This window comes from Stenotrophomonas sp. (genome assembly GCF_032066555.1).
Classification (GTDB): domain Bacteria; phylum Pseudomonadota; class Gammaproteobacteria; order Xanthomonadales; family Xanthomonadaceae; genus Stenotrophomonas.
This window is the reverse complement of record NZ_DAMBKV010000005.1, coordinates 231,281-246,720: the sequence shown is the minus strand read 5'-3', so window position 1 is coordinate 246,720 and position 15,440 is coordinate 231,281. Positions and strand designations below refer to the sequence as shown.

Genomic DNA, 15,440 nt, shown 5'->3' with positions numbered 1-15,440 from the left:
CGCATGAGCATCAACCTCAAAACACTTATCAGCAAGTTGGACGACACCTGCCGCCAGGCTACCCAGCGCGCAGCCAATCTGTGCATGGCGCGTGGCAACTATGAGGTGGACCTGGAGCACCTGTTCCTGGCCCTGCTGGAGCAGCCCAAGAGTGACTTCGTGCTGATCGCGCAGCGCAGCGGTATTTCCCCAGAGTCGCTTGAACGTGACCTCAGTGATGAAATCAGCCAGTTCAAGACCGGCAATACCCGCACCCCGGTGTTCTCACAGCATCTGCCTGCCTTGTTTGAGCACGCCTGGTTGATTGCCTCGCTGGATTCGGAAACCACCCGCATCCGCAGCGGCCACCTGCTGCTGGCGCTGCTGACCGAGCCGGATCTGTCGCAACTGGCGTACCGCGGCTCCAAATTGTTTGTGCGCTTCAAGCGTGAAGAGCTCAAGCATGATTTCGCCAAGCTGACCGAGGGCTCGCAGGAAGCACAGACTGTACGCTTCGCTGACGCCGCTGCTTCGGGCGGGGCTGATGACGGTGCTGACGCGGTACCCGGTGAGGTCAAGGGGGGCTTGTCCAAGACGCCGGCGCTGGATCAGTTCACCACCAATCTCACCCAGCGTGCACGCGATGGCAAGATCGACCCGGTTGTCGGTCGCGACGCCGAAATCCGCCAGGTGGTCGACATCCTGATGCGCCGTCGCCAGAACAACCCCATCCTCACGGGTGAGGCGGGCGTGGGCAAGACCGCGGTTGTGGAAGGCCTGGCCCGCCGCATTGCCGAGAAGGATGTGCCTGAGGTGTTGCAGGGTGTTGAACTGCATACCCTGGACATGGGCCTGTTGCAGGCCGGTGCCAGCGTCAAGGGTGAGTTCGAGAACCGCCTGAAGAACGTGATCGACGAGGTCAAGAAGAGCCCGCATCCGATCATCCTGTTCATCGATGAAGCCCATACGATGATTGGTGCTGGCGGCTCGGCGGGCCAGAACGACGCTGCCAACCTGCTCAAGCCGGCATTGGCGCGCGGCGAGCTGCGCACCATCGCAGCGACGACCTGGAGTGAGTACAAGAAGTACTTTGAGAAGGACGCTGCCCTGGCGCGTCGTTTCCAGGTTGTGAAGGTGGAAGAGCCCAGCGAAGTGCTGGCCGCTGCGATGTTGCGCGGCATGGTCGGCCTGATGGAGGCCCATTTCGGTATCCGTGTGCTGGATGAAGCGGTCACCGAGGCGGTGCGTCTGTCACATCGCTACATCAGTGGCCGCCAGCTGCCGGACAAGGCGGTCAGCGTGCTGGACACCGCCTGCGCCAAGGTCGCCCTTGGGCAAAGCGCGACGCCGGCCATCATCGAAGACACGCGCAAGCATCTGGATCGGCTTGAGGCCGAACTGGTTGCCCTGCAGCGCGAGACCGCAGGTGGCAGCACCCAGCATGAAGAGCGCCTTGCCGAACTGAAGGCGCAGCAGATCGAGGCGCAGGCGGTGCTTGCCAGCAATGAGCAGCGCCTGGGCGTCGAGCGCGAGCTCGCCGGACGGGTGGCTGCTTTGCGCCAGCAGCTTGAACAAGGGCAGGCGGGCGAGGGTGAGGCGGATGCCTCGGCGGAGGGGCAGGCCGATGTGGCGGTCGCCAAGGCCACCGGCAAGCGCAGCAAGGCTGCCGGCCGCGAGCTGTCACCACAACATGCAGAACTCGCCAAGCTGCAGGCGGAGCTGCGTGAGCTGCAGGGCGAGACTCCGATGGTGCCATTGCAGGTGGATGGCACCGTGGTCGCAGAAATCGTGTCGGCATGGACCGGCGTGCCGCTGGGCCGCATGGTCAAGGACGAAATCCGCACCATCCGCTCGCTTGGCGCCCTGCTGGAAGAGCGGGTCATCGGCCAGGACCACGCACTCGATGCCATCGCCCAGCGTGTGCGTACCGCGACCGCGAAGTTGGAAGACCCGAACAAGCCACGCGGCGTGTTCATGTTTGTCGGCCCCTCCGGCGTCGGCAAGACGGAGACCGCACTGGCGCTGGCCGACATCCTCTACGGCGGTGAGCGCAAACTGATCACCATCAACATGAGCGAGTACCAGGAAGCGCACAGCGTATCCGGCCTGAAGGGCTCGCCGCCGGGCTATGTGGGCTATGGTGAGGGCGGGGTACTGACCGAGGCCGTGCGCCGTAATCCGTACAGCGTGGTGTTGCTCGACGAGGTGGAAAAAGCCCATCCGGATGTGCTGGAAATGTTCTTCCAGGTGTTCGACAAGGGCATGATGGATGATGCCGAGGGGCGCGAGATCGACTTCCGCAATACCTTGATCATCCTCACCTCCAATATCGGTTCCTCGCAGATCATGCAGTCCTGCCTGAACAAACCGGCTGAAGAGATTCCCGACGCCGAAGCGCTGGGCGAGGCACTGCGGCCCATCCTGATGCGCACGTTCAAGCCTGCCTTCCTGGGCCGTATGAAAGTCGTGCCGTACTACCCGATCAGCGACGACGTGCTGGCGCGCATCATCACGCTCAAGCTCGGCCGCATCCGCGACCGCGTCAGCGCCAACCACAAGGCCAGCTTCAGTTGGGACGAAGGCCTGGTGGAGGCCGTATTGGCACGCTGCACCGAGGTGGACTCGGGTGCACGCAATGTCGACCACATTCTCAACGGCACCCTGTTGCCGGAAATTGCAGAGAACGTGTTGACGGCCATGGCCGAAGGCACGCGCATCAACAGCATCAAGGTCAGCGCCGGCAAGAAGGGCGACTTCAAGTACAAAGTTTCTTGATTACGGACGAAGGAGAACAGCATGGATTTTTTCGGATTTGACCGCCAGGCAGCACTGAACCACTGCGACAGCCTGGAGCTGGGCCTGGGACGCGACCTCGACCGCGTGCGCGCATGGAACCGCCTGCGCCCGGAGCACATCATCGAACTGCTGGATAGCGCGGTGCCGGCGGCACGCCAGGACGCCCGTAATGTGGCTGGCCAGATCAGCCGCGGCTCCTGGCGTATCCATATGGATAGCGCCCCGGTGGGTAAGCCGCAGTTGGTGAGCAACATGCGCGAAGTGCTTGTTTCCGCGGGTGGACGTGACTATCGCCTGCAGATCAGCGAAGGCGTACGCCTGCGTCTTGAGGAAATCGTGCAGAGCGCTTGATGCACCCGCAACAAGCTCGTTCCAGCGCCGGCGGGCGCTGGAATGAGTGGCGACAAATGGATGTACCCAACCGTTTTCAGTCCGGGGCGTAGCGCGCACTACACTCCATGAAGGCAGATCACCACCATGGATTTGGTAAACAATGTATTGGCGGCCTTGGCCGGGCCCGCACAGACACAGCGCTTCCTGCGGCTGCATACCGCGCTGGGCAGCGATGTGCTGATTGCGGAAACCCTGGATGGCATCGAGCAGATCGATGGCATCGGCTTTCAATGGACGATCACTGCGCTGTCGGTTGATGCAGGTTTGCAGCTGCAGCCATTGATCGGCAAGCCGGCACTGCTCCAGCTCCAGCAGGCCGATGGCAGCCATCGACCGCTACATGGCCGCATCACGGCAGCCGAGCGAATTGGCAGCAATGGTGGACTTGCCCGTTATCGTCTGCGCCTGCAACCGTGGTTGGCGTTCCTGTCGCAGCGCGTGGATAGCTACGTATTCCATGACAAAACGGTGGTCGAGATCGTCGAAGACATCTTCGCCGACTACGGCAGCTTGGCACCCGAGTGGCGCTGGGCGCTTACGGATGCTGGCCAATACGCCAAACGCAGCCTGACCACACAGTACCAAGAGAGCGACCTCGCATTTGTGCAGCGCCTGCTGGCCGAAGAGGGCATCTTCTACTGGTTTGAGCACGAAGGCGATGCAGATGCATCCACGTTCGGCAAACATAGCCTGGTGCTGGCCGATCACGCGCACGATGTCACCGATCTTGGCAGCGTTCGCTTTCACCGTAGCAATGAGAGTGAGCGTAGCGATGCGATCCAGCACTGGCAGGAAGGCCGCAGCTGGTGCACCACGAAAGTGGAGCGCGCCACCTGGGATTACCGAAGCCTCGAGCGTCGACAAGCGAGCGCCGAAGCGGAGCAGGGCGGCGATCTGGGTATCGTCGATCAGGACACCAGCGGACCCTATGGCTGGCAGGACAACGCCCGCGGCCAGCGCCGCGCACAGCAGCACCTGGATGCATTGCGGGTACGCGCGCACCTGATAGAAGGAATTGGCCAATGGCGCGCGCTCGCCGCCGGCGCAAAGCTGGCACTGTCGCAGCATCCGCAGGTGCCCGGTGACGCAGCATTCCTTTGCATCTCGGTGCGGCACCAGGCGCGCAACAACCTGGACGCCGATGTATTCGATGCACTGGAGCAGACACTGGGTCCGATCAACCAGCGCACTTTGGCGCTGCCAACTGCATTGGCAGGCATCGGCATAGTTGCCGAACGCAATGACATCGACACAGGCTACTACGACAACCAGTTCGCGGTGATTCCGGCCGAGGTGAGTTACCGCCCACAGACCGAGGATGGCCACGGCGTGCACCTGCATCCACGCCCCAGCATTACAGGCACCTTGAGCGCGATCGTGGTCAGCGACGGCGATCCATTGCTGTCCGACCGTGACCACCGTATAAAAGTGCAGTTTCCGTGGCAGCGCGGCGGTAACGCCAGCAACGGTCTATCGCACCCTGCGGGGGACGACAACGCGCCCGCCGACGGCAACGCCTGGACCTGGGTGCGTGTAATGACCCCCTGGGCCGGCGACAACTGGGGCGGGGTAGTGTTGCCTCGGCGCGGTCAGGAAGTGCTGGTTGCCTTCTTGGAGGGCGATATCGATCGCCCGGTTATCGTTGGCGCGCTCTACAACGGCCGCGGTCAGCAGGATGCACAGCACAATCAGTTGAACAGCGCTGGCGCCAACGCCACCGGCAATGCCGCTGCATGGTTTGAAGGCAACGACCACGCCGCTGTATACACCGGCTTCAAGAGCCAGGCGCTGGCAGAAAGCCAAAGCGGCACCGGTGGCTACCAGCAGCTGCGCTTCGACGATACCCCCGGACAAGGCCGTGCACAGCTGTCGACAACGCAGCACGACACAACGCTCACCCTCGGACATCTGAAAGGCGGTGACGACAATGTGCGCGAAGGCGAGCGCGGCTTCGGCGTCGAGCTTTCAACCCAAGCACACGGCAGTCTGCGTGCCGGTCGCGGTCTGCTGCTGACAACCGAGGAGGGCACGCCGCAGATGGCGGCACCACAAGCCATCGCACAGCTGCAGCAAGGCCACGACCTGCTCAAGAGTCTCGCCGACTCCGCAACTGATCAAACAGCGCAGCTGCCCAAGGATCCTGCCGAACTTCCCATCGATCAAACCCTGGCCGAGTTGCAAGAGCAGCTCAAAGCAACGCATAGCGGCAGCAGCGCCGGCAGCATCAATGGCGGCGATGGCGAAGCACCCGGCTGGAGTGCGCCGGTATTGCTCGGCAGCGGCGTAGCCGGCGTGATGAGTCTGACCCCGGCCGACCAAGCCTGGGTAAGCGGCACCCACACCTTGTTGAGCAGCGGCGTTGCATTGAACTGGATGACGCAGGGCTCGCTGAGCCTGGCAGTCGCGCAAGGTCTGGTGCTGTACACGGCAGGCAGCGAAGGCAGCAAGGAAAGCCCCAACCAGGAGCGAGGGATTGCCCTGCACGCGGCACAAGGCAAGGTGAGCGCAAGGGCGCACAAGAACCAAGCCACGATCGCCGCGAAAACCAACGTCCGGATCGCCAGCACGGAAGCCGATGTCGAGATGGCGGCGCCGAGCAAGCATCTGCTGGCTACGGCGGCCGGTGCTTACATTCGGATTGAAGGCGACAACATCGAGCTTGGCGCGCCGGGGAAGATTGAGTTCAAGGCGAGCCAGAGGGATTGGGTGGGGCCTGCGGGCGTGAGCGCGATGGCAGAGGTGCCAAGCGGTCAAGGTAAAGGGTGTGCTGAGCGAATTCGTGAGGCTGCGCGGACAGGAGCTGCAATAGCATGATCGACGCTGTGGCCTCCCCTGATGTCGCTGCAGAACAAGCAACGATTGCACTAAGGGCTGAGTTGTCTCGGATCGGAACCTCTAGACTCGCAGTTCTCATTGATCCAGCAGCTTTTAACCCGTTGGGACAGCTATCTGTCTACATGCCTGAACGCATGCGGCCAATACACTTGGCGGTCAAACACCCGGATTTAAGCTCAGAAAATTCTCCATATCTACTATGGATCGACGACGAACTAAGCGCCGAGAGGCTGATAAGTGCGACGTTCTCCATCGCTGCCCAAGAAAGCTTCGCGGGTGTAAATAGTGCTCGCAATGCGAGGTCAATCTGTGCCTGGCTACCGATCGAAGCTGATAGTACTTTCAATGCTCGCTCCTTAGCTATTTCTTTGGGGGCCAATGCGTGTGTCTCGGATTTTCAAGGCAAGTCTCTCTATTTTCGTTATTTCGATCCGCGCGTCATGGGGCATCTCGGAAGAATTTTGGGGGAAGGTCAGCGGAGTGCTTTGATATCGCCACTTTCCTCTTGGCTATTTCTCGATCATCGCGGCACTATTAAAGTCGCGCACGCAGAGCGCGAATGTGATGTGCCCGCCAGAAAATTGCGTCTGTCGCATCAGCAACGGATCGACTTGGAAAGGGTTGCTTGGCTGCAGCAGCTGCGCTGTTTGGCTTTGACTTGGGGTATGAATGAGCTGCCAGAAGATCATCAGATGGATGCGGCGCTCTCGTTAGCCCAGTCAGCGGGGTTGGAGTCGCAGGAGGATTGTTTGGTCTTCGCCAGTTGCGTATTCCTGCTAGGACCCCGCTTTTCTAAATTCCCATTGGTAGATCGGGTGCTATCTGTAGCCACCAGAAGGCCGGGTTACTTTGCATCAAGTATCGCTCGACTGGAAGATGCTCAGCTGCAAGAGATACGAAGCGCAACAAATCAGCAATGCCTGCTCGAAGGATATCGATATGAATGAAAATAATGGATCTTCCAGGCTTTCCAGCTCCGTGCGCGCTGCTGCGAACAAGAAAGGTGAGTCTCCGGGTAAGTGTCGTAACTGTACTGGCAAGGTTGGATTGGCCCTATTTCCGGTTTGTTTCGCGCCGGCCCCGAGTTACATGGATAAGTGGCTTTCCGACGATGCTGTGGCAGTTGCGCAACTTGCTCGCCTTGGGCGAAGGCTCAATGCATCAGATGGCTCAGCTACTTGGTATTATTTACGTACTTTGCCGACGGGATATCTGTATATCTACAAGTCGGACAATACCTGGGATGCGTATGTCGTTGGGGTCGACGGGATGTTCAACAGAATGCCTGTTGACGCATTGCCTGACCAGCCGGATGAAGTGCTGCTGTCATCTTGTAGTCGTGAAGGGCATAGCAACATCAAGCCACGGTTTATCACCGTGGATTCAAGCCTCGACAAAATATGGATAGCTTTTAGCCAGCATCGTTGGTCCTCAGAAGTCGTGAAAGCGTATGAGGAAAATTCTGACGGCCGGCGAGATAGTCGCATGACCCAGTTGATGGTGCAGGAAGCTGCAAGTGGCAACGTGGGCATGGGTAGCGGCGTAAGTTTTGGGATGCTCGCTACTGCGGAATCGTTGCGTGGAGTCGCTGATTTTACTCCGTCCGAGTTTCAGGCGCGGTTGCATGAGTTTGTGCCACGCGCAGTCCTAAATCTGTCGGCAAGTTGTGATTCACTTGTCAGTGAAATGGCAACTGCATCTTCAGCTACCCCGGTCAAGACCGGTGTTGCTCTCGTAATCCCTGATCCGGTGGGTCTTGCCGACGATCACAATGCTTTGCGATCAATGGTTCGTAGACGCGCTGATGATTGGAGGGCTGGTGGGCAAAGGCTGGATGGATTAGGAGCTGATCCGTTGCGGGCATGGAAGCGTCAGTCAGCCACTCATGTGGCGTACGTTGAGACATGGGCACGTCAGCGTGCGGATTGGGAGGGCAAGCAAACTGCTGAAAGTATCAGGCGAGGTGCACAGCAGTTTCGCGATCAGGGGGCTTTTCTTGTAACTGAGCGCGAATTTCAACGAAAGCATGGGAAGGCGGTTGCTGAGCCGCTTAAAAAAAAGAATGGGCTGAATCCTTATCATCGAGCTCGCTGGATTCCTTCAATCGACCCTGTGACCAATAGGTTGCGGATGACGACTTCTAAAATAGCTGAAACAGGGGACCCCCGGGATTATGACCCCAACTGGAAATCGGAGCCGCTGGGTAATATTGAGTATTCCGAAGAATACATTGTTGCAAATGGTAAATATCACGGAAGTGCATTGGCAAAGGAAAAGCTTGAGAGATATCGCGAGCGATTGGACGTTGGTGCGTTACAACAGTTTAATCTTCAATATGTAGTTGATGAAGATGATTGGGAAAGCGCGGTAAAGAAAGTGGACGAGGACTTCGCTAAGTTCTCGTCAAGTCCTTGGTCAGAAATCGTGTGTAAGTATGATTTCAATAGCGCTCTCCCGAAAGCCGCCGCCTCGCAACTTGACATCAAGAATTCGGTTTACAATTCCGTGGCTCGCTTGCGCGCTGTAGAGTGCTTCTATGGCGGAGGGGCCGCCTCGGCCGCATCGTTTGAGCTCCTAGATAAGTTTTTCAAGTTGGATGTTTCTGATGAGAATAACTGGTTCGCTGGTGCGCTGCTTTCGGGGTTCGATCTCTTAGAGTCGGCTAAGTCTCCAGGTAACGCGGGTACTGTATATACCGCTATTCTCAGTGGTGCTTTGCTGCCTCAGGCATGGTGGCAGGAATTCAAGCGTTATCAGCAATCAGCTGTTGCCTCGGTGGAGAGTCTGGTGTTGAGCATGCAGCAGGTCGCTAGTGAAAATAGGGCAAAAGCGCTAAAGCCAGCTGCGGGGAAGGGGGTCTCTCAGGCTGTTGGGGCGTTAGAGGAAATTGCGCGAAAAGAAATCGTATGGGTGCGTGCGGCAGCACTATGGGATTTCATTGATACGGGCAAACAGCACTATTCTATCAACGTAAAAATGACTGTCGGCTCCTATCTCGATGCTGTCGCGAATGGGGATGCTACTGCATCCGGAGTATTCGAGCTCAATGGCCGAAAAGTTGGTGATCGAACGGCCTCCCGTAGAGCAAATGCTGATTCTAGAAAGCTTTTGGCTAACCTTCAGAAAAGACCTGAGTTTCAGGCTGACCTGACAGTTCCGCTTATTGTCGAGAGGGCTACCCTGGAGAGGGCTCGGGGAAAGCAGGGTGTTACGCAACTTTACAACATTGGTCAATCGTCGCCAGTGGTGGAGCTGCCGGCTGATGTCGCGGAGCGTTTGGTCCAAGGCAACACGATCTTGCGGCAACACGGCTGGAAGGGGTTTGCCAACCGAGAAGTAGGATTTTCTGCCTTCGCTATATTCTTCTCTGTTCGTCAATTCTGGGATGCTTGGGCGAAGCTTGGTTCCACATCCGGTTTCAATTATGCGGATGCCTCTGTCAATGTAATGGGGGGCTTGGCTGGTACTTTTGGCGGTGCTATGGAGATAAGCGCGTTCGCGTATCAGGCAGCGAGCCGGCAAAGTCCCCCTTTAGGTACGTCGTTGCTGGCGGTAAATGTAAATAGGGCACTCATGCTTCGCTTCCTGGCTGGCGTTAGTACCGGGGTCGGGGCTCTAATGAGCGGGTTCTCCGCATTTATAAGTTCGTTTAGAGCAGACGCGCAGGGGCAGATTGAAGCCGCTCACAACTATCGTACTGCAGGTGTCTTGCTTTCCGTATCTGGTGGCGCCCTGATAGGCGGATCCTTTGTGACTTGGAAGGCAGCACTTGCTGCACGCGTAGGGCAGCAGGTTGCATTGCGTGTACTCGGTGGCGTTGCTCTCAGAACGTCGATCGGTGCTCTCGTCGGAGCGAGCATGACCGGTGTAGGCGTTGTTCTTCTAATCGTTGGTATCGCCTGGGCGCTTTACGCTGCTAGCTTAGAGCATGACGAGAATGAGAGATTCTTGGATAGATCTTTTTTTGGAAAGCACGAAAGGACAGAGGGTCGATTTGGTGGTGCTGAGATCGATGATAAGGATGCATGGGTAGCTGGTGGGTTGAATGATGAGATACTCGGTCTCGGTGCCTTGGCACTAGGAATAACCGCAACAATCGAAAACTGGCAAGATAATTTACTAAGTAGCGATGTTATTTTTGCGACGATATCTGTTGGCGACCTGAAGGTTGATGAACAGGAAGTCAAGTACAGCCTTGAGGGCTATGAATCTATGCCAGATATGGGCAAGGGTCTCGCTCCCGCTGGTGCGCGCGTGGTTTCAAGTGATGCATCGCCGCTGGTGTTTGAAGAAATTCCAGATGGGGGGGGGCATAAAGCAAAAATAGAATCGCCCATACCTGGAAAATTTAGAGTAGTACGACTTGTTTACTCGCTACACAGTAGAAAATCTAATGAAATAATGGCCCGTGGCGAAGTATGGGAAAAGGATTAAATCGTTGGCATTTTTACCTGGGAACATTGGGGCGTTGAACTGTTATGGTTAATGACAAATCTATCAACGCACCATCGCTGTTGCAGCTGCCTCCATTGGGAACGAGCGCAACGTCGAGATCCTCCAGTCATGGCGGTGTGATTGAAGTGTATGAAAATGGTTTTGCCTTTGTCGACCAGGTTGGGTTGATGAGGGGTTATCTAAGCAGCTCTGGAATAATTGGGTTGTTTGTTGTTTGTTTTGGCCTCTTTGTTTCCTTCCGAATGGGGGCATTTGATTGGCTCTCTTTGCTGCTTGTTTTCATGCTATTTGTTTTCTTGTTATTTGTTCAAACCGATTGGATTGGGTATCGCTACGAACCAGTACTCTTTGATAGAGGAAGTGGAAAGGTTCACATCTTCAAGTCGCTAGGGTTACCGTGGTGGCAATGGGGTTGGAATCTAATTGGTCGTCCGAAATTCGAGGTGCAAACATTTGATTGGGCGTGCGTCGAGGGTCAGGTCTCGACATTCACGATTTTCACGGGGCAGGTAGCTCGGCGCGAATCGTCCCTTGTCCTGTCCATAAAGGACGGGCCAAATGGATTGGTTGAGATCCAACGGGTAGGTGTCGGCCCTAGCTTCGCTTATGGCGACACCGTCGGCCCAGTTGAGCGATGGGAGTATGTTCGGAGGGCTATGCGCGGGGAAGGGCCGATTTGGGCCAAGGGAGAGGTCCGATACCAGGACTTTGGAGTCAGCTTTTCTGAAGCATTAACTCTTGGTCAGCCTTTGATTGGACCCGGAAGTGCAAAGAATTGGCGGAGGGGTCCGTTGATGTGGCTGTTGGGTGCTGCAAGCCTGGTCTTTTTCCCCATCACCGCGTACCTGGGGATGAATCGGTATATCAGCTATTGTTTGAAGCGGCGACCTGTGTGGCCAGAATCCATTAAGGCATCGATCGGAGCTGGACCTTTTAATGAAGCGACGCTGGCTTCATTGGAGGAGTCGCTAATGTTGAGTGGTGAGAAATCAAAGAGAAAAGTTAAGAAGAGCTAGTTCTGTGGAGGTATATTGAGGCTCCAATTTTCCATTTGCCCGAAAAGCTGAATCACCTAGTGAGCTTCAGGAAGTCGATGCGCTACCCCGGAGGATTATGGGTGCAGGCAGTGAAGTGGCTGGGTGACTATGCGTCGCGATATCCTGAAAACAGCCCTTGGTAGCTGGCGATGGCCACATCCCCTTTTCCCGTGTGGCAGGCGGAAGTTCAGGCTGCGAATGATATTTGCACGGATGACCCATTCGAGCGAGATTTGAGAGTTAATGCTAGGCTTGGTTTCGTCGAGTTGATTTGGCCGTTAGTCTGCACCGTGATTAGGGTTGCTTGCGGAGTTTTGATTGTTCGGATTGGGTTTGTAGGAAAAAAGTTAATACTGTTTTGCGTTCGTTTGCTAGCGACGCGCTAGGGCGCATGGGATGTCCGGTTGTTTTTTTTCTTGCGTCCGTAATTTTGGTTTGAAAACGTCGCGCAGGCTGTCGTCTGGCCGTAAATTTGAACCAGGCATTCTTAGAGGTCTGCACGCAAACTAAACCCAAGGTGACCACCGATGCGCAAGACCATATTCACTGAGAGTCTGATCGTTACGGCGTTGAAGCAGATTTAGGCCGGAATGCAAGTTAAGGATGTGCCGTGAGCTTGGAGTTTTCGACGCGACTCACTACGTCTGGAAGTCCAAGTACCGCGGCATGGAGGCTTTGGATGTGCAGCGGTTGCGCGATGTCGAAGTAAGGCACGCAAAGCCCAGCGGATGTACGCGGGACTGGCGATGGGAAATCATGCATTGAAGGATCTGATTGCAAGGAAGAAGTAGCGCCCATGGCTAGGAATGTTCACGACGCGTTGTTCGGAATGAGTCACCTTCCAGGAAAGAGTGGTTGGTGGGGGGAACTACTAAGTACGCGTAGTAAGGCGGAAGCTGTCGAGCCCGCCTCTCTTAATGCTATCCAAGCAATTAATAACTCCTTCATGACATTTTCACCTGCTACCGAAGCGTCCAGCAGGGGATTTGCGTTCATTCTGGGTTTGGTATTCGGCTGTGCAAGCTTGAGTATGATTTTATCTCGTGTGGTACTGGGGGGTATTCTGTCACGGGCTGACTTTTGGCCTTATCTCGCGGCCGCCTATGGAGTGGTCCTTCTGATCGGTGGCGCGTTCTTTGTATGGTCAATTGCCGCTGTTAGACGCACCGCCCCGCCCCCGGTTGTGCTAAGCAGAAGGCTAAGGAAGTTTTTTTGTTGGATTGACAAGAAGAGCGGCTGGGTCACCGTAGATTATGACGCCGCACAACCCGTTTCGTTGGTGTCCAGGAGCTATAGTCTGGCAGGTGCTGCGACAGGTTATGTGCTCGCCGTGATTGATATTGACAGTTCCGATCACCGTATCCGCTCGTGTGTGCCGTTGGCCCAGCCCAATCGCGACAATCGTGCGCCTGAAATGATTTGGGAGTTCATTCGCCATTACATGGATGGAGACCCGAAGACTCTGCCTCCTGTGGATCCACTGCCATCCATTGATGATGCTGCTGCGGACTATGTGCTGCTCGATAGACGGTTGTACGGGGGGCTTGTGGATAACCAGCATCGTATAAAGCCTGGTGCGTTCCCTGTGATCTATGTTTCTGTGGTTGGAGCCATAATGTATTGGTTCGAACGCGCAGGGCTTTGGATCTGGCGTCGTGCTCCTCGACCTGATTGGCCATCGGATATTCTTGCGGACATGTCAGTACGCTCTCCAGAGAGCTCGTTCAGAACTAGAGGGCTCACCGCTGCAGAGCGTCTTGCTTATGATGGGAATCTGGACTATTTGAACCGTCGCTGGCTCCTGCTGGGAAGTATTAGCACGGTGCTTGTCTTTATGATGTTTGCGGTTATCGGAATTCCACCTTGGTTCTATTATTTTAGTGGGTGATGAAAATGTGTGCGGGTGACCTGTCAACTCAAAGTCTCTGGAGTTGGTTGACCGCTGGTATCTATGGAAGGGTTTCCATGCGTTTCTTGGGTTGATTGGAGAGGGAGCCTATGCGCTGCTTGGCGTGTCGGATCACGTCATGTTTTTGGGGCCGCCTTCCCGCGAGGATGAGTGTTGGATATCTTGTGAATTCTTGAATATTTATCGTTTTTATGACTCTGTTCGTAGTTGGCGGCGTTCTTTGGTTAGTGAAAAGCGAAAATTTATGCTGCACACACTATCCAATGCGTTTGAACAGGCAAGCTCGATATTAAAGAAGATGTGTCGCCTGACGGTAAACTTGATCCAGGTATTGTTGGAGGTCTCCGGGCAAACTAGCCTCAAGGAGATCACTGATGCGGAAGAGCAAATTCACAGAGAGTCATATCGTTACGACGTTGAAGCAGGTTGATCCTGGAACGCAGGTCAAGGATGTCTGCCGTGAGCTTGGAACTTTCGATGCGACTTACTAGGTCTTTATGTAATGATCCACTAAAATCCTGCTCAGGTGTCAGTTTTCCGCAAAGGAGACACCGATGAGCGAAAAGATTGAGGAACAGATCAAGCGCTGGAGCGCCCGGCGCAAGTCGGCGCTGGCCCTTGAGATCATCTTGGAGGCAACCAGTTGATCATTCGTAGCTAAGGCGGGATTGCCGTCTGCCGTTGGGCAGTTGGCCTGCCTTATCCTGGGTCGACTGCGGTTTATTGACTTATTGGAGAAGTGGTGATGCAAATAGTGATGTATTTTTTACGAAGGCCTACCGCATGAGCCAATTTGCAGGTTGGTTAGCTCAGCGTTACAAGGTGGGGCGTTCTTTGTCAGATTACGAAATCGCCGCTGGATTCGGCAGTCTTCGCTCTTTCAGGGTTTCTAAACCAATAGATCAGGGTTTGATAGCGATAAACTCGACGTACCTCGAATATGTGGATCGCCACTTCGACTATCGTGGTTGGGCAGCGATGTGGGGGGCGCTTTTGATTGTGCTGGTAATGGCATTCGCGGCCGGGATGATATGGGTGCTTTGGCAGGTGCAGATCGCTGGCGAACGAGTGATCGTACAGGGTGAGTACTATGCCGTTGGTTTTTTGGTCTTGCTTTGTTTCTCAATCGCAGGTCTTGCATACTGGATGCTGTTGGGGCGGGATGTTTTTAGATATCAGTACTACCCAATTCGATTTAATCGGGTGACGCGTATGGTGCACGTCTTTATCGGCGGAAACCGTCGTGCCATATCTGTCCCCTGGAACGACGTGCACTTCTACATCGGGCGAGACAAGCCTGTTGGGCCAGATGAAGGTCATACCTATGACTTGCGGGGAAACGTGATGCGTGACGGCATTGTGGTCCATACGTTTGCCGTGGGTTCCGATAGCGGAGGTAGTCCAGGGGTGTCTTTAGCTAGTTGGGAGATGATCAAACGCTTCATGGAGTCAGGTCCTGATGCTTTGCCGTTCCCACCTTTGCAGTTGCTTACGTCCGTTGTACCTAGCTTTCGCAACGCTTTCATCATGCACGTATCTTCCCCAGGTCCGGGAATGATCTTGCTGGGTCTGCCGTTGACTCTCCCTTGGGCATTATCCCGCTATTTGACGATGATGCTGTGCCGTAAGCCGATTTGGCCTACGTCCGTGCTTGCGGATTGCAGGTCTCTTAGCGGTCAAGGCGATGGCCTCAAGGCGCCGGCAGTATTTGGGCGAGTGAAGCAGGGACCCGAGGCAGAGGCGATGATGACCTATTGGAGGGAATCAGTGCAGGAAGCAAAAGCCTTGGACGCAGATTTGAAAGCACAAATCTATGGAAAGGCCGTCGTTTAAAGAGTTCGTAAGACTGCGGCGGCATCGAAGCTTCGGAGGTGCAGCCGTCGCGCGACGTTGAAGCCGAGCACGCCGATCTCAAGCGGATGTATGCCGGATTGATGGTGATAACTTGAGGCACGCTTGGCTATAGTGTTGCTATTGGAGCGTTTGACATCTGAGCGTTGTGAGGATGCGGACGTTGAGAGTCGAGAGTATCCGCT

9 protein-coding genes and 2 pseudogenes are annotated in these 15,440 nt (G+C 55.7%); all 11 read left to right on the top strand.

What is annotated here, in order from left to right; genetic code table 11:
• Nucleotides 1–3 precede the first annotated feature (3 nt).
• The 11 genes and pseudogenes from tssH (at nt 4) to RT131_RS09225 (ending at nt 15,237) form a co-directional block, all read left to right on the top strand.
• Nucleotides 4–2,754, top strand: coding sequence for a type VI secretion system ATPase TssH (gene tssH, locus RT131_RS09275; RefSeq protein ID WP_313172256.1), 2,751 nt, complete (start codon nt 4–6; stop codon nt 2,752–2,754).
• A 21-nt stretch (nt 2,755–2,775) separates the two neighbouring features.
• The gene (locus RT131_RS09270) at nt 2,776–3,126 is read left to right on the top strand and encodes a hypothetical protein (RefSeq protein WP_313172254.1); all 351 of its coding nucleotides are present in this window, start codon (nt 2,776–2,778) and stop codon (nt 3,124–3,126) included.
• 126 nt (nt 3,127–3,252) lie between these two features.
• Nucleotides 3,253–5,982 (top strand): type VI secretion system Vgr family protein, encoded by a 2,730-nt coding sequence (locus RT131_RS09265; RefSeq protein WP_313172252.1) that lies wholly within the window; start codon nt 3,253–3,255, stop codon nt 5,980–5,982.
• Nucleotides 5,979–6,950 carry a hypothetical protein gene (locus RT131_RS09260; RefSeq protein WP_313172250.1) on the top strand — a complete coding sequence of 324 codons (972 nt, stop codon included), beginning with the start codon at nt 5,979–5,981 and terminating at the stop codon, nt 6,948–6,950. The genes RT131_RS09265 and RT131_RS09260 overlap by 4 nt, the downstream gene beginning before the upstream one ends.
• A complete protein-coding gene (locus RT131_RS09255) occupies nt 6,943–10,437 on the top strand; it encodes a T6SS effector BTH_I2691 family protein (RefSeq protein ID WP_313172248.1) in 3,495 nt (1,164 codons plus the stop codon). Before RT131_RS09260 ends, RT131_RS09255 begins: the two co-directional genes overlap by 8 nt.
• Before the next feature lie 44 nt (nt 10,438–10,481).
• Nucleotides 10,482–11,474 (top strand): DUF6708 domain-containing protein, encoded by a 993-nt coding sequence (locus RT131_RS09250; RefSeq protein ID WP_313172246.1) that lies wholly within the window; start codon nt 10,482–10,484, stop codon nt 11,472–11,474.
• 548 nt (nt 11,475–12,022) lie between these two features.
• Nucleotides 12,023–12,280, top strand: a pseudogene (locus tag RT131_RS09245) (transposase); the annotation flags it as partial.
• Between the two features lie 161 nt (nt 12,281–12,441).
• Complete coding sequence (locus tag RT131_RS09240; RefSeq protein WP_313172244.1) at nt 12,442–13,383, top strand: phage holin family protein; 942 nt, start codon at nt 12,442–12,444, stop codon at nt 13,381–13,383.
• Nucleotides 13,384–13,426: 43 nt separating this feature from the next.
• Nucleotides 13,427–13,834, top strand: coding sequence for a hypothetical protein (locus tag RT131_RS09235; RefSeq protein WP_313172303.1), 408 nt, complete (start codon nt 13,427–13,429; stop codon nt 13,832–13,834).
• A pseudogene (locus RT131_RS09230) lies at nt 13,779–13,892 on the top strand (transposase); the annotation flags it as partial. The gene RT131_RS09235 and the pseudogene RT131_RS09230, both read left to right, overlap by 56 nt.
• 295 nt (nt 13,893–14,187) lie before the next feature.
• Nucleotides 14,188–15,237: a DUF6708 domain-containing protein gene (locus RT131_RS09225; RefSeq protein ID WP_313172242.1), complete on the top strand. Its 1,050-nt coding sequence runs from the start codon at nt 14,188–14,190 to the stop codon at nt 15,235–15,237.
• Nucleotides 15,238–15,440 lie beyond the last annotated feature (203 nt).